The organism is Allobosea sp. P2_B12 (assembly GCF_056404835.1).
In genome coordinates, this window is the sequence record NZ_JBFUDG010000004.1 from 86,838 (window position 1) to 100,566 (window position 13,729).

The 13,729-nt window shown below is 66.7% G+C and carries 18 protein-coding genes; 17 read left to right on the forward strand and 1 reads right to left on the reverse strand.

Annotation, left to right across the window (positions count from 1 at the left end):
• Positions 1-64: 64 nt before the first annotated feature.
• The 10 genes from AC1DYU_RS12030 (at position 65) to AC1DYU_RS12075 (ending at position 5,848) form a co-directional block, all read left to right on the forward strand.
• Positions 65-1,363, forward strand: coding sequence for a phage major capsid protein (locus tag AC1DYU_RS12030; RefSeq protein WP_476791831.1), 1,299 nt, complete (start codon positions 65-67; stop codon positions 1,361-1,363).
• 120 nt (positions 1,364-1,483) lie between these two features.
• Entirely contained in the window at positions 1,484-1,909 is a 426-nt protein-coding gene (locus AC1DYU_RS12035; RefSeq protein ID WP_476791832.1) for a hypothetical protein, read from the forward strand.
• 63 nt (positions 1,910-1,972) lie between these two features.
• Positions 1,973-2,530: a hypothetical protein gene (locus tag AC1DYU_RS12040; protein ID WP_476791833.1), complete on the forward strand. Its 558-nt coding sequence runs from the start codon at positions 1,973-1,975 to the stop codon at positions 2,528-2,530.
• A 3-nt stretch (positions 2,531-2,533) separates the two neighbouring features.
• Entirely contained in the window at positions 2,534-3,100 is a 567-nt protein-coding gene (locus AC1DYU_RS12045; protein ID WP_476791834.1) for a head-tail connector protein, read from the forward strand.
• A 2-nt stretch (positions 3,101-3,102) separates the two neighbouring features.
• Positions 3,103-3,453: a phage head completion protein gene (locus AC1DYU_RS12050; protein ID WP_476791835.1), complete on the forward strand. Its 351-nt coding sequence runs from the start codon at positions 3,103-3,105 to the stop codon at positions 3,451-3,453.
• A gap of 18 nt (positions 3,454-3,471) precedes the next feature.
• Positions 3,472-3,882 carry a hypothetical protein gene (locus AC1DYU_RS12055; RefSeq protein WP_476791836.1) on the forward strand — a complete coding sequence of 137 codons (411 nt, stop codon included), beginning with the start codon at positions 3,472-3,474 and terminating at the stop codon, positions 3,880-3,882.
• A 165-nt stretch (positions 3,883-4,047) separates the two neighbouring features.
• Positions 4,048-4,509 (forward strand): HK97-gp10 family putative phage morphogenesis protein, encoded by a 462-nt coding sequence (locus AC1DYU_RS12060; protein ID WP_476791837.1) that lies wholly within the window; start codon positions 4,048-4,050, stop codon positions 4,507-4,509.
• Positions 4,506-4,910, forward strand: a complete 405-nt coding sequence (locus AC1DYU_RS12065; protein WP_476791838.1) for a DUF3168 domain-containing protein — start codon at positions 4,506-4,508, stop codon at positions 4,908-4,910. The genes AC1DYU_RS12060 and AC1DYU_RS12065 overlap by 4 nt, the downstream gene beginning before the upstream one ends.
• A gap of 60 nt (positions 4,911-4,970) precedes the next feature.
• On the forward strand, positions 4,971-5,408 hold the full coding sequence (locus AC1DYU_RS12070; protein WP_476791839.1) for a phage tail tube protein: 438 nt from the start codon (positions 4,971-4,973) through the stop codon (positions 5,406-5,408).
• A complete protein-coding gene (locus AC1DYU_RS12075; protein ID WP_476791840.1) occupies positions 5,393-5,848 on the forward strand; it encodes a gene transfer agent family protein in 456 nt (151 codons plus the stop codon). Before AC1DYU_RS12070 ends, AC1DYU_RS12075 begins: the two co-directional genes overlap by 16 nt.
• A gap of 126 nt (positions 5,849-5,974) precedes the next feature.
• On the opposite strand, the gene AC1DYU_RS12080 is transcribed toward AC1DYU_RS12075, so the two are convergent.
• Positions 5,975-6,283, reverse strand: coding sequence for an FxLYD domain-containing protein (locus AC1DYU_RS12080; protein ID WP_476791841.1), 309 nt, complete (start codon positions 6,281-6,283; stop codon positions 5,975-5,977).
• Positions 6,284-6,302: 19 nt separating this feature from the next.
• Between AC1DYU_RS12080 and AC1DYU_RS12085 the strand changes: the two genes are divergently transcribed.
• Genes AC1DYU_RS12085 through AC1DYU_RS12115 form a run of 7 tightly spaced genes read left to right on the forward strand, consistent with a single transcriptional unit; the run spans position 6,303 to position 13,729 of the window.
• Positions 6,303-8,465, forward strand: a complete 2,163-nt coding sequence (locus tag AC1DYU_RS12085; RefSeq protein ID WP_476791842.1) for a tape measure protein — start codon at positions 6,303-6,305, stop codon at positions 8,463-8,465.
• The gene (locus AC1DYU_RS12090; protein WP_476791843.1) at positions 8,465-9,034 is read left to right on the forward strand and encodes a hypothetical protein; all 570 of its coding nucleotides are present in this window, start codon (positions 8,465-8,467) and stop codon (positions 9,032-9,034) included. The genes AC1DYU_RS12085 and AC1DYU_RS12090 overlap by 1 nt, the downstream gene beginning before the upstream one ends.
• Positions 9,034-9,417, forward strand: a complete 384-nt coding sequence (locus tag AC1DYU_RS12095) for a DUF6950 family protein (RefSeq protein ID WP_476791844.1) — start codon at positions 9,034-9,036, stop codon at positions 9,415-9,417. Before AC1DYU_RS12090 ends, AC1DYU_RS12095 begins: the two co-directional genes overlap by 1 nt.
• A complete protein-coding gene (locus AC1DYU_RS12100) occupies positions 9,417-11,630 on the forward strand; it encodes a phage head spike fiber domain-containing protein (protein ID WP_476791845.1) in 2,214 nt (737 codons plus the stop codon). Before AC1DYU_RS12095 ends, AC1DYU_RS12100 begins: the two co-directional genes overlap by 1 nt.
• Positions 11,631-11,637: 7 nt before the next feature.
• The gene (locus tag AC1DYU_RS12105) at positions 11,638-12,354 is read left to right on the forward strand and encodes a hypothetical protein (RefSeq protein WP_476791846.1); all 717 of its coding nucleotides are present in this window, start codon (positions 11,638-11,640) and stop codon (positions 12,352-12,354) included.
• 10 nt (positions 12,355-12,364) lie between these two features.
• Positions 12,365-13,033, forward strand: a complete 669-nt coding sequence (locus AC1DYU_RS12110) for an SGNH/GDSL hydrolase family protein (RefSeq protein ID WP_476791847.1) — start codon at positions 12,365-12,367, stop codon at positions 13,031-13,033.
• 9 nt (positions 13,034-13,042) lie between these two features.
• Positions 13,043-13,729: a hypothetical protein gene (locus AC1DYU_RS12115; RefSeq protein WP_476791848.1), complete on the forward strand. Its 687-nt coding sequence runs from the start codon at positions 13,043-13,045 to the stop codon at positions 13,727-13,729.

Genomic DNA, 13,729 nt, shown 5'->3' on the forward strand with positions numbered 1-13,729 from the left:
CTCGTTCGCGTGCCGGCGCGGGCGGGGCCTTTTTGTACCCGGCATTCAGCACCAGGAGACACCCATGCTGAAGGCACTGCGCGAGAAGCGCACCAAGCTGGTCGCGGATATGCGCGGCATCATCGATCTCGCCGAAAAGGAGGATCGTGACCTGACGGCCGAGGAGCAGACGCAGTTCGACGCGCTGATGGCCGAGAATATCAGCCTCGATAACCGGATCGCACGCCTCACCGCGCAGGATGCGACCGAAACGGCTCTTGGTGCGACGGTCCCCGCCGCCGCCCGCGGCAACGGCGTCCAGCCGATCCCGCGCCGCCCGAACGAGGCGAGCAAGGAGTTCGAGAGCTTCGGCGAGTTCATGCATGCGGTGCGCTTCAACCGCAACGACCAGCGCCTGAATTTCGTCGAGGGCGTCGGCGCCCAGACCGACGAGAACGGCCTGCAGGCCGAGATGCGGATGGACAACGACACGCAGGGCGGCTTCATGGTGCCGACCCAGATGCGCAACCAGATCATGCGCGTCGATCCGCAGGCCGCCCTGGTCCGCCCGCGCGCCCAGATCATCCCGGCCGGCAACCCGCCCGACGCCTCGATCACCATGCCGGCGCTCGACCAGTCCGGCACCAACCCCGCCAACATGTTCGGCGGTGTCGAGGTGCGGTGGATCGGCGAGGGCGAGGAAAAGTTCGAGACCGATGCCAAGCTCAGCGAGATCACGCTGACCCCGCATGAGGTCGCGGGCTTCGTCACCGTCACCGACAAGCTGCTGCGCAACTGGGCAGCCTCCGACAGCTTCATCCGCAACCTGCTCTCGGGTGCGGTCGATGCGGCCGAGGATTACGCCTTCCTGCGCGGCTCCGGCATCAACCAGCCGCTCGGCGCGCTCAACGCCGGCGCGACCAAGTTCATCAACCGGGCGACGGTAAACACCATTACCTATGTCGACCTGCTCGGCATGGTGGCGGTGCTGCTGATGCGCGGCGGCTCGCCGGTCTGGTCGATGCCGCAGTCGGCCCTGACCAAGATCGCGACGATGACGGATCCGGAAGGCCACTACATCTGGAAGCCCGGCGCGGTCGACGGTTTTGCCGGTACGCTGCTCGGCTATCCGCTGCGCTGGAACAACCGCGCGCCGGCGCTCGGCTCCAAGGGCGACGTCCTGCTGGCCGACTGGAATTACTACCTGATCAAGGATGGCTCGGGCCCCTTCATCGCGGCCTCCGAGCACGTCAAGTTCACCTCGAACAAGACGGTCATCAAGATCTTCTGGAACGTCGACGGCGCGCCCTGGATGAAGGCGCCGATCAAGGAAGAGAACGGCTACGAGGTCTCGCCCTTCGTCGGCCTCGACGTTCCGGCGTGATCTTGCCCGCCTGAGCCGCCGGCGCGATCGCGCCCGACCAGCGCGTCATGCGCCTCGGCGCCGGCCAGTCCGGCGCCGCCTTCGCCCGTCCCGCCCTCCCCGTCCTGAAAGGAGATCGCCATGCGCGACCTCGCCAATTCCCTGCATGTGAAGCGGGCGATCAGCCCGGCCGCCGCCGTCACCGACAACACGCCGTTCGTCTCGCAGATCATCGACCGGCTCGGCTATGAGAGCCTGATGTTCGGCATCCTGATCGGCGCGCTCGCCGATGCGGACGCGACCTTCGCCGTGCTGGTCGAGCATGGCGATGTTTCGAACCTGTCCGACGCGGCTGCTGTGCCGGACTCGCAGTTGACCGGCACCGAGGCGCTCGCAGGATTCACCTTCGCGGCCGATGATAGTTGCCGCAAGATCGGCTATGTCGGCCCCAAGCGCTATGTGCGCATGACGATCACGCCGGCCAACAACACCGGCGCCGCCAACGTCTCGGCGATGGCCATCCTCTCCGGCTCGCGCTACGCGCCGACGCCCAATCCGCCGGTCTGATCGTCGCTCCCGCCCCTTCCTGAAATGGACGGCGCGCGGCGCCGTCCCGTCGAGGACTGACCCATGAAAGACATCGTGATTTCGGAATGCGTCGATCTGCGCACCGGCAAGCGCCACCACCGCGGCGAGGTGTTCCCCTCGGACGACGCGCTGCAGATCGAACGCCTCACCAAGGCCGGCTGCCTGGCGCCGTCGAGCACGGCCCAGGCCAAGGCCGCCCTCGCCGAGCGCGAGGCCGCCGAGGAACTGGCCAGCCGGGCGAACCGCACGGCCGAGCGCCAGCGCCTGGCTGCGGCCGAGGCCACTGCTGCCGAGAGCAGCAAGCTTAATGAGGCGATCGCCGCGCTCGAGCTGCGCCGCACCGAGGCCGAGACCGCAGCGACCGAAGCCGAGGAGCGCCGGCGCCGGGCCGAGGAGGCCGCGACCGCCTCCGCCACGCGTGTTTCGGAAATCGAGACGGCGATCGCCGAATTGGCGAGGCGGCAGGACGAGGCCGACGCGGCGATCGCCGCGGCCACGACCCGCAGGGGCGAGGTCGAGGCCGAGTTGCAGGCGCTCGAGGCCAAACTGGCCGAGGCGACAGAGGAAGCGGCCGTCGCCGCCCGCAAGAAGAAGTCCTGATCGATGCCCTATGTCGTCGTCGTCACGCCGCCTGGCGAGATCCTGCCGCTCGAGGACGTGAAGCTGCATCTTCGCGTCGATCATGCTTTCGAGGATGATCTGATCGGAGGCTTGATCCAGGCGGCCGTGGCGACGCTCGACGGGCCCGATGGCTGGCTCGGCCGCGCACTGGGCGAGCAACGCCTCGAGCTGCGCGGCAACGGCTTTCCTGTCAGTTGCGACGGCTCGATCCAGCTGCCGCTTCAGCCGAGCGTCCTCGTCAGCGTTTCCTATGACGATGTGGCGGGCTCCGCCCAGGTCGTGGACCCCTCCGACTGCAAGTTGCATGGCGCGAGCGTCTATGCCCGCTCGGGTTTCTCCTGGCCCTCGACCGCCAACCGGCCCGACAGCGTGCGGATCCAGTACGATGCCGGCACGAACGACGTGCCCAAGCCAGTCCTGGCCGCGCTCAAGCTGATGATCGGCGACCTCTACCGCTGGCGTGACACGACGGCACCGATCGCCGTGGCGCCGGTGCCGATGTCGACGACGGTCGAGGCGCTGCTGGCGCCGCTTCGGGTCTGGCGCTGATCATGCTGGGAGCCGGGCAGCGCAGTCATCGGGTCCGCTTCGAGCGGCGGGCTCTCGGTCAGAAGTCCGCCAGCGGCAATCTCCTGCAGGCGTGGGCGGCACTGTTTCCGCGCTGGGCCGGCTTCCGGCCGCAATTCGGCGGAGAGCGCCTCGAGCAGGGCCGGATGGACAGCACGATGCGCGGCACGCTGACGGTGTTGGCCTGCCCGGACACGCGCGGCCTCACCGCTGCCGACCGCGTCGTTTTTCTCGCCGGCCCCTATCGCGAGACCATCTGCATCATTCGCTCGATCCTGCCGACGCCGGATGCGTCCGAGATCGAGATGACGATCGAGACTTCAACCGAAAACTGAACCGGCGAGGAGCCCATCATGGCGAACATCACGATCACGGCGGCCAATGTGGTGGCCGACAGCAATGCCACCGTCGAGCGCGGTTCCGCAGGCGAGGCGATCGCGGCCGGCCAGATGGTCTATCTCTCCAGCACCTCGCGCAAATGGATGCTGGCCGATGCGGATTCGGCGACGGCCGAGGCGCGCAAGGCGACCGCGATGGCGCTCAACACCGCCGCGCTCAATCAGCCGCTCGCCGTGCTCCGCGGCGGCGACGTCGCGCTCGGCGCGGTGCTCATCGCCGGGCAGGCCTATTACCTCAGTGACGACGCCGGCATGATCTGCCCGCTCGCCGACGTCACAGGCGGCGATTACATCTGCCTGGTCGGGCTGGCCAAGAGCGCCTCGGTCCTGACGCTCGGTATTTCGTTCCCCAACGTCGCGACCTGATGCCTCGCGTCGCGTTCACGGCGGATTTCGACTGGTATCCGCCGGAGCGTAACGGCCGCTGGTGCCGGGCTTACAAGGCCGGCCATGAACTCCTGGTCACCACGCCCTGTGCCGATGCCGCGATCGCGGCCGGCCGGGCCTACAAGGTCGAGTCCGATGGCGCGAATGGCAAACCGGCAGCGGCTGCTGGACAAGATGGCGGCGATGCCGGCCGCGGTGCGCTCGGCCATCCGCCAGGCGCTCGCCGAAAGCGCCGATGAGATCGTGGCTGCGCAGAAGCGCCTGGTTCCGAAGAAAAGCGGCGCCCTGGAGCGTTCGATCGGCTCGACCTTCGGCACGTATCAAACCGAGAACGCCAATGTTCGCGGCGTCACGGCCGGCACGAAGGGTTCCGATCCAGATCTGACAGTGACGATTCATGCCGGCGACGCCAAGGCGTTTTATGCCGCCATGGTCGAGTTCGGCACAGCGCCGCATATCAATGGCGGCCTGTTCGCCGGGACGCAGCATCCTGGTAGTTCGCCGACGCCGTTCTTTTTCCCGGCCTATCGGGCCAACAGGCGCCGCGTGAAGGCGCGGATCAGCCGGGCCACGACCAAGGCCGTGAAGGCCTTTGCCGCGTCATGAGCGACGCGACGCTGCCGCTGCAGAAGGCGATTGTGGCCATCATCGATGGTGACGCCGCGCTGCGCGCGATGGTCCCGTTCGGCATCCTCGATCCGATTCCTCAGGGCTTTGAAAAGCTCTATCTGCGGCCGACGGGATGGCAGGAGTTGGAGGACGGCGACGATTGCGGCGACGCCGTGCGCATCTCCTTCGAGATCCAGTGCTATGCGCCGCCGCCGGCACGGGACGATCTGGCGACCCTCGCCGGGATGGTGAAACGCCTGTTGCACCGCGCCGCGCCGGCAGTCGAGGGTTTCGCCGAAGTCGAGATCAGCCATCGCGATACGATCTATTTCGACGATGAGGACGGCCAGTCCCGTCGCGCCGTCTGTCGCTTCGAGGCCCTCGCCGACGAGGCGTGAGCCCGGTTCCATCCTGTTCGCAGCCGCCGCCTTCGGGCGGCTTTTTCATGAGGCATCATCATGGCCCAGGCCCAGACTGTCAGGTTCTCGGGACTTCGCGTCCTGCTCGGAAACGGGCTTGATCCTGAGGATTTCGCCGCTCCCTGCGGCCTCACCGAGCGCTCGCTCTCCCTCTCGAAGGAGATGGGCGAGACGAACGTGCCCGATTGCACCGACGAGGATGCTGCGTCCTGGATCGAGCGCGACATCACCTCGAAATCGGCGGAGATCGCCGGCGAGGGCGTGATCGACATCGTCGCCCTCGCGACCTGGCAGGCCTTCTTCGACACCGACACCTCGAAATCGGTGCGCGTCGAGATCTGGCGCGGCACCAAGGTTGGTCACTGGCAGGGCAAATTCCATATGGAAAGCTTCGAGGCCGGCGCGACCAAGGGCGAGCGCGCCACTGTGAGCGTCTCGCTGCAGTCGGACGGCGCCGTCGCATGGACCGCCGCGTGATGGCGGGCGAGAATCGCAACGGCGTCGTCTCCTTCGAATTTGGTGACGGCGAGCATCACTTTCGGCTCGCGTTCGGCGAGTTGGAGGAGCTGCAGGAAAAAACCGGCGTCGGCCCCTTTGTCCTGCTGCAGAGATTGATCAACGGCGAGTGGCGCGTCGGCGACGTGCGTGAAACGCTGCGGGTCGGCCTAATCGGCGCTGGTATGGAGCCACTGGCAGCCTTGGCACTTGTCCGTCGCTACGTCGACGAGCGTTCGGACTGGATCGATAACGCTGTGCGCGCCAGGAGGACCGTGTGGGCTGCTCTCGTCGGCGCGCCGGAGGAGCTGCCGGGAAAAGAAAGCGCGCAGGAGGCCACGACAGAGGCGTCGATCTCCCCGACGGCCGCCTCGCCTTCGGCGCCTGGTACGGAGCCGCAGGAGCCATCGGACTCGCTCTAAACGACCTCAGAGCCCTGACGCTTTGGCAAGCGCAGGAAGTCTTTGATGGTTACGCCCTCGCTCATGGCGCGAAAGAAGGATTGAGCGACCAAGAGGCGGATGACCTTTGGGCGCTGACGCAGCTTGCTACGGCGTAACCTGATCGACGTCACAAGATACCGTCTTGGGTCGCTCGCCGGCTGAAATGATGACAGCCGCGCTGCCATAGCCGGTTTCGCCCGCCCTTAGGTTGCTGACGATTGCCGGAGCGACTTGGAGCGCGACGCCCGCAGCATCAAAGAAAACGCACTTCACGAAGACACGCTGATAGCTCGTCGTCGTGGTGTTGCTGACCTTGAACACCGCTTCGGCGCGCGAGCGTTCCAGCCTGGTGTTCTGAACATCCACGATGAAATCGCCCTTTGCGATCGTCGCGGCGAGAAAGATTTCGAGCATCAAGTTCTCCGGAGGTGTCATGGCGAGCGAAATTGAGAGATTGACCGTATCGCTCGAAGCAAATGTCAAGAAGTTCGAGCGTGAGTTGGCCCGCGCTCGTGGGGTTGCAACCAAGGCGCTCGGCGACGTCGAGCGCGAAGTCGAAACGCGAGAGAAAGCAATCGCCAACGCGTTTGGCGGTATCGCGAAGAAGGCAGTCGCCGCTCTTGCCGCCGGATTTTCGTTGAACGAAATACGAAAGGCGGCCGACGACTACATCAAAATCATGAATACGCTGAAGACGGCGGGGATAAGCGGAAGTCAGCTATCCTCAACCTTCGATCAGCTTTACGCAACGGCGCAGCGCAACGCGGTGCCGCTCGATGCGCTAGCCTCGCTCTATGGCCGTGTGTCCCAAGCACAAACTACGCTTAAAGCATCGTCGACCGAGCTGCTCGGCCTGACGGAGGTAGTCGCCCAATCTCTGCGAGTGTCAGGCACCTCTGCGACTGAGGCGAGCGGATCGCTACTGCAGCTAGCTCAAGCTCTTTCGGGAGGAAAGGTCCAGGCAGAAGAATATAACTCTCTGCTCGATGGCATGTATCCGCTCTTGCAAGCAGCAGCGGCCGGACTGAAGGAGGCGGGTGGGGACGTCGCTAAGCTGACTGGCCTGGTAAAGGACGGCAAGGTCTCATCTGAAGCCTTTTTCAGGGCGATCCAAGCAGGCGCCCCCCTCCTCGAGGAGAAACTCGCTGGTGCAGCGCTAACTACCGAGCAGGCGCTAACCCGCCTAAACAACGAATTTATCAGAGCCGTTGGTGAGTTCGATAGGGCGACCGGGGCCAGCCAGACCCTCGCAGCCGCGATCAATACACTTGCTGGTTCGATCGGTGGCATTGGCCAGTCTGCCGCGGCGGCCGTGAACGGTGTCCAAGCGCTGATCGCAAAGGTTGGCGAGCTGGCCAAAGCAAGCGCGGGAGTGCAGCGTCAACAGGCGTTGGCCTATCAAGAAGAGCGATCAGCCCGCGTGTCTCAGGGTCGCGAAATGGGGCTCGCCAATGCGGGCGGGCGCGACGCCCTGGCGCAGGATAGAGCGGAAGCCAATGCGAAGGCGACCGAGCAGAATCGCAGAGCACTAGCAGACTTTCGCGCGACGGAAGTTGAGTTTGCCAACGCGCTCAAGACAACAGCTCTTCCGCCCAATAGGCCCGCCGGTCTCGGGCGTGGCATCAAGCCCGTGTCCTTGGACGACTTCAAAGTTCCCGGCGAGGAGAAGGGAAGCGGCGGCGGTGGCGGGGGCGGCGGCTCCGACAAGGACAAGGCCACTTCGCTCGAGCGCTACGTCATCAATCTGCAGAAGGCTGGCGAGCTGGCCAAGGCCGACCTTGCCACGGCCGGGCTGTCGAATGTCGAGCGGGAGAAGGCGCGCGCCCTCGTCGAGGCCACCGCCGCGGCGCAAAAGGATTTCGCGGCCGGGCTGCGCGAGACGGCCGAGCTGACCACGGCGGAAAAGGACCGGATCCTGGCGCTCGCCGCCGCGACGGCGCAATGGAAGGAAGAGGCGAAGCGCGTCAAGGATGCGATGGACTTCACCTCCGATCTCGCCAAGGACGCCTTCAAGGGCCTTGTCTCGGATCTGATGGCCGGCAAGTCCGCGGCCGATGCCTTGGCCAATGCGCTGCAGAAGATGGCCTCGAAGCTCGCCGACAAGGCGATCGACGGGCTCTTCGACAGCCTGTTCAAGGCGGGCACCGGCGGCGGCAGCGGCCTGCTCGGCAAGATCTTCGGCTTTGCCGATGGTGGCCGCGTCGCCGGGCCTGGCTCCGGCAAGTCCGATTCCATCCTCGCCCGGCTGTCCAACGGCGAATTCGTCGTGAACGCCAGATCCGCCAGGCAATACGGCCCGCTTCTGGACGCAATCAACAGCGGCAAGACGCCGAAATTCGCCGGCGGCGGCATGGTCGGAGGCGCGCCCTCGATGGCGGGCTTGCGCCCGCCGACGATCCCCAGCTTCGGCGGCGGCCAGCGCGGCAACGGCAACCAGCGGCTGGCCATGACGGTCGACGTGCGTGGCGCCACGGGCAACCAGGAGATCCAGACCATGGTGCGCCAGGGCATCGCGGCCGGCATTCAGGCCTATGACCGGCAACTCGATCGCAGCCTGCCCGGCAAGCTCGCCGTGGCCGATGCGCGCTTCGGCTGATGTCGTATTTCCCCGCGACGATCGAGGCGCTGTTGCGCAAGGAGGTGGTGCGCGCCGCGCGCCTGCTCCATCTCGATTTCCTGACCACGCCGGCCTTCATCTGGGAGGGCGTCGGGCCGCTGATCACGCTCGACGGCCGCAGCTGGTCGGGGCTGGGTGAGTTCATCTCGATTTCGGGCATCGACAGTGCGATCGGCGGCCAGGCGCCGATGGCGAGCCTGTCCCTCTCCGGCGTCAGTCCGGCCGTGGTCGCGGCGACGTTCTCGGCCTCGAGCGAGGTGAAGGACCGGGATGCGGCCGTCTATATGCAGTATTTCGACGAGCAGTGGCAGCCGCTCGATCCGCCCTATGCGCTCTGGCTCGGCATCATGGACACGATGCGCGCCGCCACCTCGGGCCCGGCCCAGCGCACGGTGACGCTGACCGCCGAGACGGTGCTGGTGAACCGGGCGCGCCCCGCCTTCGGCTTCCTCTCCGACACCGACCAGAACGCGCTGTATTCCGGCGACCGCTTCCTCGAGCAGATCTCGGGAATGACCTCGAAGACCGTCGACTGGCCGGTGTTTTGATGTCTGATCCCTCTCAATTCCTGCGCGCCTCGCTCGATCGCGCCTTTGTCTGGGGCGAGAGCGACTGCTTCTGCTGGGTCTGCGACTGGATCGCGCAGGTGCGCGGGGTCGATCCCGCGGCGCCCTGGCGCGGACGCTATCGCGACGAGGCCGGCGCCGCGGCTTTCTATGGCGATGCCGGCTTCACCGCCCTGGTCGAGTGCGCGCTGGCGGCGTCCGGGCTCGTCAGAACGTCCGACCCCCGATCGGGCGATGTCGGTCTCGTGGTCCAGCTTGGAGTGATTCCGACGATGGCGATCCGCACCGGCCTCGGTTGGGCCTGCAAGGCGCCGGTCGGCGTTCGGACCCGGCCGCACATGATGCTGATGGCGTGGAGCGTCTGATGCCGCCCACCATCGCCGCATTCCTCGTCGCCGAACTCGCCTTCAACGTGATTATTGCCGACATCGTCGCCTATGTCTTCGTCACGGCGCTGGTCGTCGGCGTCTCGCTGCTGCTGCAGAAGAAGCCGAAGAGCGAACAGCAGCAGCAGACGGTGAAGCAGTCCAATCCGGTGCGGAGCCGCGCCTATGGCCGCGTCAAGGTCGCCGGCGCCATGGCGCTCTACGAGACATCCGGCACGGCGCTCTATATCGCGCTGGTGCATTGCGAGGGGCCGATCGACGCCTATGAGCAGTTCTGGCTCGCCGACAAGCTCTCGACCCTGACCGGGGCCGGCGGCGACAACGGCACCGCCCCCTGGGGTCCGGCGGTGCATGTCGAGCCGCATCTCGGCGGCACCGCACAGGCGGCCTCGTCGCTGTTGATCTCGGCCTTTCCCGGCAAATGGAGTTCGGCGCATCAGGGCAAGGGCCTGGCCTATTGCGTGATCCGCTTCGCCGGTGCCAATGAGAAGAACTATCCGAAGGTTTATCCCAACGGCCCGCCGGCCTTGCGCGCGGTGATAAGGGCGTCGCTGGTCTACAATGCCGCGACGCTGACGACGGCCTGGTCGGACAACCCCGGCCTGTGCATCCGCGATTTCCTGACGCATCCGCGCGGCTATGGCCTGGATGCGAGCCGCATCGACGAGCCGAGCTTCGGTGCCTTCGCCTCGATGTGCAACCAGGCTGTCGCGCTCAAGGCCGGCGGCAGCGAGGCGCGCTATCGGCTCGGCGGGCTCTACAGTCTCGATCAGGAGCGCCGGGCCGTGCTGCGCGAGATGCTCACGGCCTGCGATGGCGAGATCTTCCTGACGGCTGCCGGCACGATCGCGATCCGGGGCGGGGTCTGGACGGCGCCGACGGTGACGCTGTCGGATCTCGACGGCGATATCCGCGATTACGATCTGCGCGGCGGCAACGGCAAGCTCGCGGCCTATAGCCGGGTCAAGTTCACCTATGTCTCGCCCGATCACGACTATCAGCAGATCGCCGGCGAGGCCTGGGAGGATGCCGCCCTGCAGGCCGAGATCGGCATCGTCGATACCGAGCTGTCGCTCGGCTGGGTGCAGAGTCACAGCCAGGCGCGGCGTCTCTCCAAGATCGCCATCGCCAAGGCCAATCCGCGCTGGGTCGGCACGATCACCACGCCGCTGACCGGCATCCGGGCGCTGGGCGAGCGCGTCATCAGCCTGACCGTGGCGGAGATGGGCATCGTCGCCGAGAGCTGCATCGTGACGCGCTTCGAGATCGCCGGCGACCTGACCGCCTGCACGCTCGAGCTCGCCTCGTTTTCGGCCGCGGCCTATGCCTGGAACGCCGCGATCGAGGAGGGTGACCCGCCGCCGCTGCCGCAGGACATGACCACGGCCTCGGTTCCGCCGCTGCCCGTCAACGTCATGGCGCAACAGGTCAATGGCGGCGTGCTGACCGCGCTGATCACCTCCTTGCCGCTGACCGGTGATCTCGCCGGCTTCGTCCTGATCGCCCGCATCCGCAAGGTCGGCGACACGGCCTGGCTCGATTGCGAGCCCTATGGCGGCGAGGCGGCCTATGCCTGCATGTCGCCGGCGCTGACCGCCGGCTCGGCTTACGAGTTCGAGGCGGCCCATGCCGGCTATGCCGGCGTCAACTCCGGCAATATCGGGCCGTGGTCGGCGACGCAGTCCTTCGTCATCACGGCGGCTGCGCCGGCCAACCTGTTCCCGAATTCGCGCGACCCGTTCAACTGGCCGACGCCCACCGGCGCGGGATCGACGACCGGGCCGCATGCCGATCCCTATGGCGGGACAGTGGCGCGCGGCTTCGTCTTCGGCGCCGGCACGGGCTTCTGGTTCGGCAAGGCGGTGGCAGGTGGCGTTACGGCCGGCCAAACCTATGTCTTCTCCTGCTGGGTCAAGGCGCCTTCGGCGAAGGCCCAGATCACGCTTTGCGGCTTCACCTTCAACGGCACCTCGGCGATCGAGATCGTCGGCAACACGGTGGCGCTGACCGCCCAGTGGCAGCGGCTCTCGGTCAAGATCCCCGTCACGGTTTCGACCTCGGAACTCTGGGTCGGCATCGACAATCGCGCCAGCCTGTTCCCGGGCATGGATTCATCGGCGGGCGAAGTCTGGCTGGCTTACGGCCAGCCCGAGCAGCGCCATCTGATGTCGGCCGAGGCGCCGCTGCCATGAGGACCGCATGACCCTCTACAACTGGCCGGCCTCGCTGAAGCGGCGCTCCGAACTCTGGAAGCTCGACGCGATGAGCCGCTCGGGCGGTGTCTCGCTGTCGGGCCTCGAGCAGATCGTGGCGACGCCGGCTGGGCGCTGGCGCGCGCAGCTCACGATACCGATCCGCCGTCCGGAGCAGATCCGCGACGCGCGCTGGCTGATCACGGCGCTCGATGGCCGGGCCAACGCGGTCCATATCGGCCCCTGCGACGTCAGGCAGATGCCATGGCCGGTCGACGATGACGGCGTCAAGATCGATCCGGCCCGCGTCGTCGTGGACAGCCGCTTCACGGCCGATGTCTTCGGCGCCGGGCTCGGCAGCATGATCGCGGCACGGATCGTCGGGGCGCCGATCGCGGGCGCCACCTCGATCAGGATCCGCCGCTTCGACATCTTCGACAACCGCGGCGTCCGCTTCCGGATGCCGTTCCCGCTCGCCGGGCATTATCTCGGCATCTTCGGCCGGCTCTACATGGTGACCGGCGGCGCCGCGCTCGACGATGACGAGGCGATCTACCAGATCCGTCCGCGCCTGCGGCTCGGGCTGCCGATCGACCGGGCCGTCGTCACCGCGGCGGCCCGCGTGCCGATGCGCCTGGCGTCCGACGACACCGGCGATCTGACGCTCGACCTGGCCCGCTTCGGCACGCTGACCCTCGACCTCGTGGAGGCGCTGGATCCATGAAGAGGACATCATGAGCACGACACCGCCGAACCCGCTGGCGCAGTATAACGGCCTGCGCCTCAACGAGATCTATGTGAAGCGCGGTGCCGACTTCGCCAGCGGCGTCGCCATCACCGGCGATAGCCGCACCGACGCGCTGCACTGGCCGGTGCTGCAGGGCCGTCCGGTGATCAACTGGGGCGTCGGCGGCTCGACGCCCTATTGGCTGCGCGAGCACCTCGAGATCCTGCTCGACAGCTACACCTTCCGGCCCGAGGCGATCATCGTGAACTGCGGCATCAATCTCTGGCCGCTTTATCTCGCCGATCCGCTCGACGACGAATGGGTCGATCGGCAGCAGCATTTCGAGGACATGCTGGCCTATCTCAAGACGCGAATCCGCCGTGTCGGCGCCATGACGATCGTCCCCTTCGCGGCGCAGTTCACGCAGGTGCCGGGCGGCGACGGCCTCGCCGCCGCGCCGCAGATCAACCAGATCAACGCCTCGATCCGGCTGGCCTGCACGGCCCAGGGCGTGCCCTGCCAGGACATCGCGCCGCTCTACACCGATCTGGCGACCGGGGTGACTAAGCCCGGGCTGCTGCTCGACGGCATCCACTACGCCGAGACCCTGAAGACGCTGCTGCGGTCGGACTACGAGGCGCTCGCCGCGACGCTTTTTGCCGCCGATCCGCTCTGAGGACGCATCATGCCGAAAACGATCCCGCATCCGCTCGACCAGTATCTCTCGGTGCGCAATGCCGATATCGTGCTGGCGCGATCGAGCGCCGGCCGCAACAACGTCATGCTGCTCGGCGACGACCATCTCATGGCGCTGGACAACGAGTTCCTTGCCGGGCGCCCGGTGCAGAACTGCGCCTATCTCGCGGTGACGCCCTACTGGCTCACCGTCTATTCCGGCGAGGTGCTGAACGCGCAGCGCTTCCGGCCGGACGCGATGGTCGTGCTGGTCGGCCACCGGCTGATCGACGTCTATCTCGCCAACAACACCGACGCGGAATGGACCGATCGCTCTACCGATCTCGACGGGTTGATGGACTACTGCAAGGCCCGAACGCCCCGCCTGGCCTTCTGCACGATCCCGCCTTTTGGGGCCGGCTTCACCACGACGCCGGCGGTGACCAATGCGGCGGCCTCGGGCGTCATCCTCAACAACGGCACCACCGGGGTCAACGACCTGATCCGGACCAAATGCACCGCCAAGGGCATCCTGCTGGTCGATCTCTGGGCCTCGCTGCTGCAGCCCGGAACCACGGTGGCGCAGGACGGCGTGACGATCGACGGCTTCAATCTCAGCCGGCGCGGCCGCCAGCTCGTCGCCTCGGCCTGCGCCGGCGCCATCATCACCCTGTTCAACCAGAAACCGGATGCCTGA

Bases quoted from the DNA above. Each gene is read 5' to 3' on its own strand.
- AC1DYU_RS12065 (WP_476791838.1), top strand. From the start codon at position 4,506: ATGAGCGACGCGACGCTGCCGCTGCAGAAGGCGATTGTGGCCATCATC.
- AC1DYU_RS12110 (WP_476791847.1), top strand. From the start codon at position 12,365: ATGAGCACGACACCGCCGAACCCGCTGGCGCAGTATAACGGCCTGCGC.
- AC1DYU_RS12075 (WP_476791840.1), top strand. From the start codon at position 5,393: ATGGACCGCCGCGTGATGGCGGGCGAGAATCGCAACGGCGTCGTCTCC.
- AC1DYU_RS12115 (WP_476791848.1), top strand. From the start codon at position 13,043: ATGCCGAAAACGATCCCGCATCCGCTCGACCAGTATCTCTCGGTGCGC.
- AC1DYU_RS12055 (WP_476791836.1), top strand. From the start codon at position 3,472: ATGGCGAACATCACGATCACGGCGGCCAATGTGGTGGCCGACAGCAAT.
- AC1DYU_RS12045 (WP_476791834.1), top strand. From the start codon at position 2,534: ATGCCCTATGTCGTCGTCGTCACGCCGCCTGGCGAGATCCTGCCGCTC.
- AC1DYU_RS12105 (WP_476791846.1), top strand. From the start codon at position 11,638: ATGACCCTCTACAACTGGCCGGCCTCGCTGAAGCGGCGCTCCGAACTC.
- AC1DYU_RS12030 (WP_476791831.1), top strand. From the start codon at position 65: ATGCTGAAGGCACTGCGCGAGAAGCGCACCAAGCTGGTCGCGGATATG.
- AC1DYU_RS12100 (WP_476791845.1), top strand. From the start codon at position 9,417: ATGCCGCCCACCATCGCCGCATTCCTCGTCGCCGAACTCGCCTTCAAC.
- AC1DYU_RS12095 (WP_476791844.1), top strand. From the start codon at position 9,034: ATGTCTGATCCCTCTCAATTCCTGCGCGCCTCGCTCGATCGCGCCTTT.
- AC1DYU_RS12035 (WP_476791832.1), top strand. From the start codon at position 1,484: ATGCGCGACCTCGCCAATTCCCTGCATGTGAAGCGGGCGATCAGCCCG.
- AC1DYU_RS12040 (WP_476791833.1), top strand. From the start codon at position 1,973: ATGAAAGACATCGTGATTTCGGAATGCGTCGATCTGCGCACCGGCAAG.
- AC1DYU_RS12090 (WP_476791843.1), top strand. From the start codon at position 8,465: ATGTCGTATTTCCCCGCGACGATCGAGGCGCTGTTGCGCAAGGAGGTG.
- AC1DYU_RS12085 (WP_476791842.1), top strand. From the start codon at position 6,303: ATGGCGAGCGAAATTGAGAGATTGACCGTATCGCTCGAAGCAAATGTC.
- AC1DYU_RS12050 (WP_476791835.1), top strand. From the start codon at position 3,103: ATGCTGGGAGCCGGGCAGCGCAGTCATCGGGTCCGCTTCGAGCGGCGG.
- AC1DYU_RS12060 (WP_476791837.1), top strand. From the start codon at position 4,048: ATGGCAAACCGGCAGCGGCTGCTGGACAAGATGGCGGCGATGCCGGCC.
- AC1DYU_RS12080 (WP_476791841.1), bottom strand. From the start codon at position 6,283: ATGCTCGAAATCTTTCTCGCCGCGACGATCGCAAAGGGCGATTTCATC.
- AC1DYU_RS12070 (WP_476791839.1), top strand. From the start codon at position 4,971: ATGGCCCAGGCCCAGACTGTCAGGTTCTCGGGACTTCGCGTCCTGCTC.